Source organism: Thermobifida sp., from assembly GCF_017577275.1.
Lineage (GTDB): Bacteria > Actinomycetota > Actinomycetes > Streptosporangiales > Streptosporangiaceae > Thermobifida > Thermobifida fusca.
On sequence record NZ_PITY01000012.1, the window covers coordinates 49,220 to 61,188 of the forward strand.

8 protein-coding genes and 1 tRNA gene are annotated in these 11,969 nt (G+C 65.8%); all 9 read right to left on the reverse strand.

Annotated features, from left to right (window positions below):
* The 9 genes from CW348_RS01430 to recF all read right to left on the reverse strand — a co-directional run bounded on the left by CW348_RS01430 (position 1) and on the right by recF (position 11,881).
* Positions 1-963, reverse strand: coding sequence for a glycosyltransferase family 2 protein (locus CW348_RS01430; RefSeq protein ID WP_011290460.1), 963 nt, complete (start codon positions 961-963; stop codon positions 1-3).
* A gap of 78 nt (positions 964-1,041) precedes the next feature.
* Positions 1,042-1,953: an N-acetylneuraminate synthase family protein gene (locus CW348_RS01435; protein ID WP_011290459.1), complete on the reverse strand. Its 912-nt coding sequence runs from the start codon at positions 1,951-1,953 to the stop codon at positions 1,042-1,044.
* A gap of 6 nt (positions 1,954-1,959) precedes the next feature.
* Positions 1,960-3,150 (reverse strand): acylneuraminate cytidylyltransferase, encoded by a 1,191-nt coding sequence (locus CW348_RS01440; protein WP_338114564.1) that lies wholly within the window; start codon positions 3,148-3,150, stop codon positions 1,960-1,962.
* Between the two features lie 1,055 nt (positions 3,151-4,205).
* Positions 4,206-4,279: transfer RNA gene (locus tag CW348_RS01445), tRNA-Ile, on the reverse strand.
* A 160-nt stretch (positions 4,280-4,439) separates the two neighbouring features.
* Positions 4,440-5,132 carry a DUF3566 domain-containing protein gene (locus tag CW348_RS01450; RefSeq protein ID WP_104612771.1) on the reverse strand — a complete coding sequence of 231 codons (693 nt, stop codon included), beginning with the start codon at positions 5,130-5,132 and terminating at the stop codon, positions 4,440-4,442.
* A gap of 199 nt (positions 5,133-5,331) precedes the next feature.
* Positions 5,332-7,878: a DNA gyrase subunit A gene (gene gyrA, locus CW348_RS01455; protein ID WP_011290456.1), complete on the reverse strand. Its 2,547-nt coding sequence runs from the start codon at positions 7,876-7,878 to the stop codon at positions 5,332-5,334.
* Positions 7,879-7,934: 56 nt separating this feature from the next.
* Complete coding sequence (gene gyrB / locus CW348_RS01460; protein WP_016187959.1) at positions 7,935-9,872, reverse strand: DNA topoisomerase (ATP-hydrolyzing) subunit B; 1,938 nt, start codon at positions 9,870-9,872, stop codon at positions 7,935-7,937.
* A gap of 364 nt (positions 9,873-10,236) precedes the next feature.
* Positions 10,237-10,758, reverse strand: a complete 522-nt coding sequence (locus tag CW348_RS01465) for a DUF721 domain-containing protein (protein ID WP_011290454.1) — start codon at positions 10,756-10,758, stop codon at positions 10,237-10,239.
* On the reverse strand, positions 10,748-11,881 hold the full coding sequence (gene recF, locus CW348_RS01470) for a DNA replication/repair protein RecF (RefSeq protein WP_011290453.1): 1,134 nt from the start codon (positions 11,879-11,881) through the stop codon (positions 10,748-10,750). The genes CW348_RS01465 and recF overlap by 11 nt, the downstream gene beginning before the upstream one ends.
* Positions 11,882-11,969 lie beyond the last annotated feature (88 nt).

An 11,969-nucleotide genomic window follows, 5' to 3' on the forward strand; every position in this document is an offset into this window, starting at 1 on the left:
TCAGGCCACCACCGTTTCCAGGTCGACCAGTTCCGCGAGAAGCTGTTCGCGTTCCGCCCCCAAAGCGGGCAGCACCCGGGCGAGAAGACGCGGCGGCATAGCGCTCAGCGCCGCAGCAGCCCGCGACCGCAGTTGTCGCCGCACCCGCGGAGCCAACCGGTCCTCCCGGTCAAGGTGGAAGGCAATCAACGCACAGTAGGTGCGGATGAGCTTAGGAAGATAGCGTTCCCCGTCAGGCAGGGACTCCAGTTCCGCGCGGATCCGGTCGTGGGCGTCGAAGAACTGCAACTGCCGCTCGTCCCCTGCCTGAGTCAGCGACTGGGGGACCTCCCGCCGGTAGAACACCCCGACCAGGGGGACAGCCGCAAACGTGTCGGCGTGCAAGTGCAGCCGCCACGTCCACAACCGGTCTTCAGCGGTGTGCAAGTCCTCGTCGAAGGAGAGCAGGCCCTGCTCGTACAAGCGCCGGTCGTAGACACCGGACCACACGTTGGGATAGTCGACCATGGTGGTCGCATGCTCCGGGGGGATACCGGAGCGTGCGGGAAGCGCCACCCCACGCCGCCCTTCAGGGACCCGCGCCCTGCTGCGGGCCTTCCCCGTGACTTTGACATGGTCGGTTTTGATGAAGTCGACCCCCAGGTCCGCGATCGCCTCGACCGCGTCCGCCAAATATCCGGGAGCCAGCCAGTCGTCGCCGTCGAGAAAAGCGACATACTGGCCCTGCGCCACCGCCAGTCCCCGGTTGCGGGCCGCGGACGGCCCCAGCGACCGCTCGGAACGGAGCAGGGTCAGCCCCGGCACCCCCGAATCTTCCACCACCTCAGGGGTGGCGTCGGAAGAAGCGTCGTCCACAACGATGAACTCGAAGTCAGGCCGTGCGTTGCGCCGCAGGCTTTCCAGCGTGTCCGCGATCAACGGTGCAACGTCACGCACCGGAATGATGACCGACAGAGTGGTCACTCACGAGCCCCCAGCAGAAACGAAAACGGGAATGTTCGGGAGGCCGCAGCCTCCCGAACACGACAGCACCGTGCCGGCTCACGCGGTGGTGCGGCGCAGCCGTTTCCGGGGCTCCTCCTCCCCCGGGAAGACGCGCTTCACACCGTCGCCGAGCGCCTGCTCAATCACCCGGATGTCCCGGACCAGGTGCTGCAGCCCCGCGGGCTCCAGCGAGGCGGCGTGGTCCGACCCCCACATGGTGCGGTCTAACGTGATGTGCCGTTCCACCGCCACCGCGCCCAACGTGACCGCGGCCAACGAAATCTGCAGGCCACGCTCGTGCCCCGAATAGCCGACCGGCACCCCGTAGCGCTCCCGCAGCGTGATGATCGTCCGCAGGTTCGCCTCCTCCGGCGGCATCGGATAGGTGGAGGTGGAGTGCATGAGGATCAGCTTGCTGCGGTCGAAGATCTCCACCGCCGCGTCGATCTCCTCAATCGTCGACATGCCCGTCGACAGGATGATCGGCTTTCCAGTTGCGGCCAGCGCCCGCAGCAGTTCGTGGTCGGTGATCGACGCGGAAGCCACCTTGTGGGCGACCACGTCGAACGACTCCAGGAACTCCACCGACGGCACATCCCACGGGGACGCGAACCACTGGAGACCGTTCTCCTCGCAGATCTTCGCGATCTCGGTGTACTCGTCCCGGCCGAACTCCACCCGGTGCTTGTACTCCAGGTAGGTCATCTCGCCCCACGGGGTCTGCCGTATCTTGTCCCGCTGTTCCTTGGGGACACAGATCTCAGGTGTCCGCTTCTGGAACTTGACAGCGTGACATCCGGCTTCCGCCGCGACCTCGATCAACTGGCGCGCAATGTCCACGTCGCCGTTGTGGTTGATTCCGATCTCGCCGATGACGTAGGTGGGCTGGCCGGGTCCGACCAGAATGTCACCGATCGCTACGGGAGCCGGAACAGACACGCTGAGGTCGGTCGTTGCGTTCTGGGTCATGGCTACCTATCCTTTGCGTGCCGCGAGGACGCGTTCACAGATCTCGCGGACCGCCCCGGAGCCTCCGGGACGGGTCAGAACAAGCCGGGCCGCGGCGAGGACATCCGGATGGGAGTCCGGGACCGCGATCGGCCATCCGACCTCGGCCAGGCAACCGAGGTCATTCACGTCGTTTCCGACGTAGGCGACGCGGGCTGGGTCGAGCCCTTCGTCGGCCATCCACTGGAGCAGGGCTGTGCGCTTGTCGCTCAGCCCGTGCATCACAGGGACACCTAGTTTTCGTGCACGCGCCCGCACCACCGAGTTGACCTCGGTGGAGAGAATGCACACGCGGATACCTGCCTTAAGGAGCAGGCTCACCCCCATACCGTCACCGCGGTTCACCACCACCGTTTCACGTCCGTCCTGGTCCACGTAGACACGGTCGTCGGTGTGCACACCGTCGAAATCGGTGACCACGGCGTCGACGTCCAACGGTTCTTCCCGGTCCAGTGCACGGGCGACCGCGCAGGCCAGGTCCAGTTCCTCGACCGAGTCCACTTCCACCGCGTGGGCGGGGTTGACCTGCTGCACGGCGATACGGCCGAAGAACCGGTGCTGGTGCTCGCGGAAACCGGAGACGCGCAGCACGTAGAACGCTCCGGTCTCCCGGTAATGCGGGGCGCGGTCCTGGCGGCGCGGCCGGTACGTGTGGTCATGGTTGACCCCGCGTGCCCCATCGGGGGTGATGTGCCACAGGAACTCGTAGGTTTCCACGGCGGAGAACACCGAGTCGGCCAGGTCGTCGCGGACCTGCCGCACCGCGTCGTCCAGGTCAGCGGGGTCGATGAACGGGCTGGTGCACTGGACGAAGACCAGGATCTGCGGGTTGATGCCGTCTTCCGCGAGCCGGTCGAGGGCGTGCAGCAGCACCGACTCGGAGGACGCGGTGTCCGCGCCCAGGTCGGCAGGGCGTTCCACCACGGTGGCCCCGGCGTCGCGGGCGACTGCGGCGATGCCGTCATGGTCGGTGGAGACAACCACCATGTCGACGAGGTCGGCGCGGCGGCAAGCGTCCACTGCGCGCGCCACCAGAGGGCGGCCGCCTACTCTGGCGAGGTTCTTCAGGGGGACCCCCTTGGATCCTCCTCGTGCGGGTATGACGGCGACAACGCTCACAGGCTGGGCTCCAGGATCGGGAAGAGAAGAAGAGGACACACAACCCCCGCATCCGGTCCCGAAAACCGGTCAGGGGCCATCGACAGTAATGGGACTTCCCTACACCTGGGTGAACAGCAACCCCGCAAACAGTGAATATGACTTTGTGATCCGGCACAGGGTGCGTATCAGGATCTTTCACAGCAAAAACGGGCATTGCGGAAGACGGTGGTGCTGCTTCCCCTGCCAGCACGGCGGTTCCGATCGTTCACCTGCTGTTCATAGCGGACACTCCGGGAAGTCGACCTACTGCACGGAGTAAGAAACAGGAGCGGAGATCCCCAAGTCCGGCGTGTCACGCTTCCCTCTGCGCGCAGGTCTATGGCAAGGCACGGCCGGGTTCGGCAGACGGTGTGTGGCGAGCGTGGGACATCCCGCGGTGGAGCTGGACTGGGAGGACGAGAGGGAAACCGTGCTGGAGAAGGCCCCGACTGGTCTTGCCACGCATCAGCCGAGACTCGAGCAGGGTTCCCCGCCCTGGGCTCGCGGTGGCTTCCGCCGTGCCGCCTGTGCTGGGTGAACGCTCACGCAGGCATCACCACCATCGCCAGGACAACCCGCGCCGACTGCGACAGTCCTCCTTTTCACAAGGAAAGGAAGTTCACCCTCGGCGAGCAGCAAAGTCTTAGCGGCCCATCCGGGCAGGGCGCATGCCGCGCAAGCGTTCCACGGGATCCCGGCGGTCTCTGCGATAGACAGGAAGCACGGCGTCTACCTCTCCCCCAGTTGCCCATCACGTTCGCGCTTCAACGTGGGCGGCCTCTCGAGAGCCGTTGACACTTCTTCACCCCAGGAGATCGCCAACCACTTGGGAATGAAGGAAGGGGCAAGGCATCGGTCCGGCGCCGCCTGTACTTCAGGGTTGCTGCCCCTCTTAGGGGCGATAAGGAACCTGGTGATGACCAGCCCTACGTGGTGGGTGTCGAGATGTGCCGCAACCAGATCTCGAACGCGATGGAGATCTCCACGCCTAGCGGCGGGGATCCAGCGGGACGGATTCGCTCCCCAAGAGCGGAAATTAAAAGGCCCCCGCATCCGGCGAGGGCCTTGAACTGTGGGCGTACCTGGACTTGAACCAGGGGCCTCATCCTTATCAGGGATGCGCTCTAACCGACTGAGCTATACGCCCTTCGCTCGTGTAGAACTCTACCGCATCCAGGGGAGTGGGGCGAACCGGAAACCCCCGGGTGGGAGAGGAAGTCCGGAGTGGTTTGCTCCGTCTTCTTCAATTCTACCCGCTTCTGGAAGTCCTCGGGCCCGTGCTCTGCGGCACGGGCCCGCGAGAAGACTCACTCGGTTTCGCTGAGCGTTACGTCGATGCCGCCCACGAGGTCAGCGGACAGGTTGTAAAGCATCGCACCTGCGGTAGCGAGAGCCGTGATGAGGATGACGTTCAGCGCACCGAACAGCGCGGTGTATCCAAGAATCCGGGTCGGCGAGAACCAGACCTCCGGGTTGATGATGAACTCCTCACTGACCTCGTCCCCCTCGGTCAGCGAGGTGATCAGCTCCGTCACCGCGTCGAACACACCCAGGACTTCCAGCCCGGTGTAGAGCACTGCGACCGCCACGAACAGGATGATGAAGCACACCAGCGAGATGATGAAGCTGAACTTCATCACCGACCACGGTTCGATCCGGCTCAGCGTCAGATGCGCCTTACGCGCCGCGGTCTTGGCGGTCTTGCTTTCGGCACTCGGTGACGCGGCAACCGCTTCTGCTGCCATATCCGAACCCCCCTGTGCAGCTTCCGAGGTCGATGCCTCGGCCGCGTCCGCGCTCTCCGGAGACTCCCTCTCAGCGCCTCCGGTCGTCTCGGGACCCCCTGCCCCAGTCACTTCATCAGAGTCCGTGGCCGTCCCGAGCGTCTCGGTCTCGGGTCCCTCGACCTCGGTAGTCCTTGCGGCGTCTACTCCGCTCTTGTCGGTATCGGCAGGATTCGGCTCCACCGCAGCGGACTCTCGTTGCGCGTTGTCGGACATAGCCACGTTACCGCTGAACTCTCCCTATAGTCGGTGGAATTCGGGGAGATCTCAGGACAGGAGCACCGAACTCCACGAAACGAATGTCACTGATGACGAAAAACCACTCTATTGAGTGGTGGACATGGCGGCCAGTGGCACGCGCGAGGGGCGGGTAATACCTTTCCCCTCACGCGTGCGCACGCGTTTCACGTGAAACTCAGTCTTGTTCGGTGTCTTCGGCGTCCTCGGAACCGTGTGCACCGTTCTCGGCGTCGTCGCCCATCCCCTCCGTGTTGCGGGCGATAGCGACCACGTGGTTGCCCTTGGAGAGGTGCATGAGGCGGACGCCCATGGTGGCCCGCTGCGACTGTTTGATCTCCGCGCACTTGGTGCGGATCACGCCGCCGTTGGAGGTGATCGCGAGGATCTCGTCCTCGGGGTCGACCATCAGCGCGCCCACGAGCTTGCCCCGGGACTCCACGATCCTGGCGGTGAGCACGCCCTTGCCGCCGCGCTTCTGCACCGGGTACTGGTCGGCCGGGGTGCGCTTGGCGTAGCCGCCTTCGGTAGCCACGAGCACGTCCGTGGCGCCTTCGCCTTCCCGGATGACGTCCATGCTGAGCAGGTAGTCGCCCTCGGCGAAGCGCATACCGATGACACCGCTGGTGGCGCGGCCCATGGGGCGCAGCGAGTCGTCGGAGGCGGGGAATCGGATCGCCTGGGCGTTGCTGCTGATCAGCAGCAGGTCGTCGGTGGGGTAGACGAGCCGGGCGGCGATGAGCTCGTCGTCTTCCCGCAGGTTGATGGCGATGATGCCGGAGGAGCGGGCGGAGTCGAACTCCGCCAGCTTGGTCTTCTTCACCAGGCCGGAGCGGGTGGCGAGCACCAGGTAGGGGGCGGCGTCGTAGTCGCGCAGCGCCAGCACCTGGGCGATCTCCTCGTCCGGGAGGAACGGCACCAGGTTGGCGACGTGGTGGCCCCGGGAGTCGCGGGCGAGCTCCGGCAGCTCGTACGCCTTGGTGCGGTACACCCGGCCCTTGTTGGTGAAGAACAGGATCCAGTGGTGTGTGGTCGTCACGAAGAAGTGCTGGACGATGTCGTCCTGTTTGAGCTGGGCGCCGCGCACGCCCTTGCCGCCGCGCTTCTGCGCCCGGTAGTTGTCGAGGCGGGTGCGCTTCGCGTAGCCGCCCCGGGTGATGGTGACGACAATGTCCTCTTCGGCGATGAAGTCCTCCATCCGCATGTCGCCCTCGTAGGGGACGATCTCGGTGCGGCGGTCATCGCCGTACTTTTCGACGATTTCGGCGAGCTCGTCGCGGATGATCCTGCGCTGCCGCTCCGGGGATTCGAGGATCTCGTTGTAGTCGGCGATCTGCGCCATCAGCTCGTCGTATTCGCTGGTGAGCTGCTGGCGTTCCAGGGCCGCGAGTTTGCGGAGCTGCATGTCGAGGATGGCGCGCGCCTGCACGTCGTCGATGGCCAGGAGCTCCATGAGGCCGTTCTTCGCGTCGTCTGCGGAGGCGCTGCCTCGGATGAGCGCGATGACCTCGTCGATCCGGTCGATCGCCTTGAGCAGGGCGCGGAGGATGTGGGCGCGTTCCTCAGCTTTGCGCAGCAGGTAGCGGGTGCGCCGGACGATGACTTCGATCTGGTGGGCCACCCAGTGGCGGATCATCTGGTCGAGGCGGAGGGTGCGGGGGACTCCGTCCACCAGGGCCAGCATGTTCGCGCCGAACGTTTCCTGGAGCTGGGTGTGCTTGTACAGGTTGTTGAGGACGACCTTGGCCACCGCGTCGCGTTTGAGGACGATGACGAGCCGCTGGCCGGTGCGGCCGCTGCTCTCATCCTTGACGTCGGCGATCCCGCTGATCTTGCCTTCCTTGACGAGCTCAGCGATCTTCAGCGCAAGGTTGTCCGGGTTGACCTGGTAGGGGAGTTCGGTGACGACGAGGCACTGCCGGCCGCGCTTGTCCTCTTCGATCTCGACCACGGCGCGCATGGTGATCGAGCCGCGTCCGGTGCGGTAGGTCTCTTCGATGCCGCGCCGGCCGACGATGCGTCCGCGGGTGGGGAAGTCGGGGCCTTTGATGCGTTCGATGAGCGCGTCGAGGAGTTCCTCGTCGGAGGCGTCGGGGTGGTCGAGGTACCAGTAGACGCCTTCGGCCACCTCGCGGAGGTTGTGCGGGGGGATGTTGGTGGCCATGCCGACGGCGATACCCGACGACCCGTTGACGAGCAGGTTGGGGAAGCGTGCGGGAAGGACGACGGGTTCTTGGGAGCGGCCGTCGTAGTTGGGGCGGAAGTCGACGGTCTCCTTGTCGATGTCGCGCAGCATCTCCATGGCCAGCGGCGCGAGTTTGCACTCGGTGTAGCGCATGGCCGCTGCCGGGTCGTTGCCCGGGGAGCCGAAGTTGCCGTTGCCGTCGACCAGCGGCATCCGCATCGCCCAGGGCTGGGCGAGCCGCACCAGGGTCTCGTAGATGGCGGAGTCGCCGTGCGGGTGGTAGTTACCCATGACGTCCCCGACGACGCGGGCGCACTTGAAGTAGCCGCGGTCGGGACGGTACCCGCTGTCGTACATGGCGTACAGGACGCGCTGGTGGACGGGTTTGAGACCGTCGCGGACGTCGGGGAGGGCGCGGCCGATGATGACCGACATGGCGTAGTCGAGATAGCTGCGCTGCATCTCGACTTGGAGGTCGACCGGTTCGATGCGGCCGCCGGTGTTGTCGGGGGCCTCGGGAGTCGTGTTCACATCCGTCACGGGATGTCGATCCTTTTCTGGTGGGTCGTTCGCTGCCGGGAAACGTCAGGTTCGGGCTAGATGTCCAGGAAACGGACGTCCCGGGCGTTGCGCTGGATGAAGGCGCGTCGGGATTCGACGTCTTCCCCCATGAGCACGCTGAACATTTCGTCTGCCTGGGCTGCGTCGTCCAGCGTCACTTGCAGCAGCACCCGCCGTTCGGGGTCCATGGTGGTTTCCCACAGTTCGCTGGGGTTCATCTCTCCCAGGCCTTTGAAGCGCTGGACGAGGTCGCGGGGCCGGGGGTCCTTCTTGCCCGCTGCGATACCGGCGGCGATCTTCTCGTCGCGTTCGCGGTCGGAGTAGGCGTAGTCGACGTCGGTTCCGCGGGGGTCCCACTTGATCTTGTAGAGCGGGGGCTGCGCGAGGTAGACGTGTCCGGCTTCGATGAGCGGTTTCATGAAGCGGAACAGCAGGGTGAGCAGCAGCGTGCGGATGTGCTGGCCGTCGACGTCGGCGTCGGCCATGAGGATGATCTTGTGGTACCGCAGCTTGGTGATGTCGAAGTCGTCGTGGATCCCCGTGCCCAGCGCGGTGATGATCGCCTGGACCTCGTTGTTTTTGAGGATCCGGTCGATGCGGGCTTTCTCGACGTTGAGGATCTTGCCGCGGATGGGGAGGATCGCCTGGTAGTAGGGGTCACGCCCGCCTTTGGCGGAGCCGCCGGCGGAGTCTCCCTCGACGATGTAGACCTCGCAGCGTTCCGGGTCGGTGGACTGGCAGTCTGCGAGCTTGCCGGGCAGTGAGGTGGACTCCAGCAGGGTCTTGCGCCGGGTGAGTTCCCGGGCTTGGCGGGCGGCGATCCGGGCGCGGGCGGCCTGGGTCGCCTTGGTGACGATGTCTTTGGCTTCTCCCGGGTTGCGGTCGAGCCAGTCCCGCAGGTATTCGTGGCAGACCTTTTGGACGAAGGACTTGGCTTCGGTGTTGCCGAGTTTGGTTTTGGTCTGGCCTTCGAACTGGGGGTCGGCGAGTTTCACCGAGACGATGGCGGTGAGGCCTTCCCGGATGTCGTCGCCGGTGAGGTTCTCGTCCTTGTCCCGCAGCAGTTTCTGGTCGCGGGCGTACCGGTTGACGATGGAGGTGAGTGCGGCGCGGAAGCCCTCTTCGTGGGTGCCGCCTTCAGCCGTGTTGATGGTGTTGGCGAAGGTGTGCACCGAGGAGGTGTAGGACTGGTTCCACTGCATCGCGATCTCGACGGCGATCCCGTCGCCGGCTTCTTCGAACGCGATGATGGAGGAGTGGACGGGCTCCTTGGTGGCGTTGAGGTGGCGGACGAAGTCCGACAGCCCGCCTTCGTAGTAGTAGGTCTGGGTGACCGGGGAGTCGCCGACGAATTCGGGACGCTCGTCTCGGATGGTGATGGACAGTCCCTTGTTGAGGAACGCCATCTCCTGGAGCCGCCGGGAGAGCGTCTCGAAGTTGAAGGTGGTGGTTTCGAAGATGGAGCCGTCCGGCCAGAACGTGATCTGGGTGCCGGTCTCGTCGGTGGGCTCCCGCCTGATGAGCTCGGTGACCGGTTTGGTCATCTCGTAGCTCTGGGTCCACAGGTAGCCGTCCCGGCGGACTTCGACTTCGAGCCGGGTGGACAAGGCGTTGACGACGGAGACGCCGACGCCGTGCAGGCCGCCGGAGACCGCGTAGGACTTGCTGTCGAATTTGCCACCCGCGTGCAGGGTGGTGAGGACAAGCTCTACTGCGGGCTTCTTTTCTACTGGGTGCGGGTCGACCGGGATACCCCGTCCGTTGTCGGTGACCCGGACCCCGCCGTCAGCGAGCAATGTGACCTCGATAGCGGTCGCGTATCCGGCGAGCGCCTCGTCCACAGAGTTGTCCACAACCTCTTGGACAAGGTGGTGCAGTCCGCGCTCGCCCGTGGATCCGATGTACATACCGGGGCGTTTGCGTACCGCTTCGAGGCCTTCCAGAACCGTGATTGAACGCGCGTCGTAGGCCAAAGTTGGAAACACCCTCCTGCCCGGGGACGCCGACCATCCGCATGACAACCGGCGGACACACGGCGATCCAGGCGAAACGCGATGCTACGCCCCCGCCAAGACGCTGCTGCGACCCCGATTCCCGGTATCCGCTCCTAGGTGCGGTCTCTGCCGGTGGAGGCGTCCAAGAGAACTGCCTTCATGATACCTTGCGCGAAACCTAAAAGTCGCATCTAAGGCGTCTGGAACGGCCCTGAACGAACGAACGGTGTAGGAGACGAGTCCCCACACATGACCTACCCCGGCGTGAACGCCCCGGTTGAATCAGTGCTGTTGGTTGATGGGTAGGCACGGGTCGTGGCCCGGTGCTGGCGTGGGCGCCGGTTCACCGGACCCGCCACTGGCCTCGTGAGGTCCGGTATCCGCCGGGGCCGTTGACTTTGATGACCCGGACGGCACCGTGGCCGAGCTCTTCGTTGAGCTTGCGTACTAGTTGGGGGGCCATGGCACGGATCTGGGTGGCCCAGGCGGGTGAGTCGACGGCGACGACGAGTTCCCCGTCAGCGTAGCTGCAGGGTCGGACGTGTTCGGCGAGGCGTTCGCCGACGATCCGGGACCAGCGTCCGAAGATGCCGCCGATAGCGACCTGCTCCTGCCAGCCGTGTTCGATGAGCCAGGCGCGGATGGCGTCGCCGAACTGTTGGGGTTCGCCGCGGCTGCGGACCAGGCTGCGCTGGGGTTTGCGGTCCTGTCCTTGGGGGGCGGCGCCGCGGGCTTTGGCTTCGGCGCGGGCTTTAGCGAGGGCTTGGCGGGCGAGTTCCACACCTCGCAGGGGGGTGGGAGGTGTGATGTTCTCCTCAGTCTGGGGAGAGTCGGTGCGTTCCGGGGCGGGGTGCTCACCGTTCACGTTCCACGCTCCCTCCTGTGACCCGGAATCGTGCCCCGGAGAGTTCTTGGGGGACATCGTCGGGTACGGCAGCGGTGACGAGGACTTGTTCCGCGGTGCGGACGTAAGAGGCGAGGCGGCGCCGCCGCTCAGCGTCGAGTTCCGCGAAAACGTCGTCGAGGAGGAGGACGGGGTCGTCGCCGTCGGCGCGGAGCAGTTCGAAGCCGGCGAGCCGCAGCGCGAGGGCGTACGACCAGGATTCGCCTTGGCTGGCATAGCCCTTGGCTGGCAGGTCGTTGAGCCACAGCTGCAGGTCGTCGCGGTGGGGGCCGACGAGGCTGACACCGCGCCGCAGTTCGTCGGGGCGGGCGCGCAGCAGTGCAGCGCGCAGGATTTCCACAAGCTGTGGACGGTTGGTGGTGTCGAGCTCCTCGTCAGTGGCCGAGCAGCGGTAGCGCAGGCTGATCGGGTCTTGGGTGGCGGTGAGTTCGCCGTAGGCTTTCGCGGCCAAGGGCTGGAGTTCCGCAACCAGGGCGAGCCGTGCCGCGAGGAGTTCCGCGCCGATCTGGGCGAGGTGCTCGTCCCACACGTCCAGCGTGGGCAGGTCGCGGCCGCCCCGGTGGTGGAGGTTTTGGGCGGCTGCGGATTTGAGGAGCGCGTTGCGCTGTTTGAGGACGCGTTCGTAGTCGGAGCGCACCCCCGCGTACCGGGGGGCGCGGGCGGTCAGCAGCTCGTCGAGGAAGCGGCGGCGCTCCCCCGGGTCTCCTTTGACCAGGGCCAGGTCTTCGGGGGCGAACAGGACGGTGTGGAGGATGCCGAGGACGTCGCGCATCCGGGTGTTGGGGGAGCGGTTCAGGCGGGCGCGGTTGGCCCGCCCAGGGTTGATCTCCAGCTCGATGAGGGCAGTTTGGCCGTGGCGGACCACGGCCGCGCGGATGACGGCTCGTTGGGCTCCTCGGCGGACGAGGGGAGCGTCGTGGGCCACGCGGTGGCTGCTATGGGTGGCGACGTAGCCGATCGCTTCGACCAGGTTGGTCTTGCCCTGCCCGTTCGGGCCTATGAAGGTGCTGACTCCCGGCTCCAGCTCCAGGTACGCGGCCTCGTAGGACCGGTAGTCGGCCAACTGAAGGTGGGAGACGTGCATGGGGCGGCTCCTGGGGACGCAGACCGGGGTCGCGCGGGCGTGGGCGCGAACCCGGGAGGTGTGGGGCGGCCGTGTCGTCCACAGGCTG

Excerpts from the sequence above, each read along its gene's own strand:
- recF (WP_011290453.1), bottom strand. The coding sequence starts at position 11,881 with ATGCACGTCTCCCACCTTCAGTTGGCCGACTACCGGTCCTACGAGGCC.
- CW348_RS01435 (WP_011290459.1), bottom strand. The coding sequence starts at position 1,953 with ATGACCCAGAACGCAACGACCGACCTCAGCGTGTCTGTTCCGGCTCCC.
- CW348_RS01450 (WP_104612771.1), bottom strand. The coding sequence starts at position 5,132 with ATGTCCGACAACGCGCAACGAGAGTCCGCTGCGGTGGAGCCGAATCCT.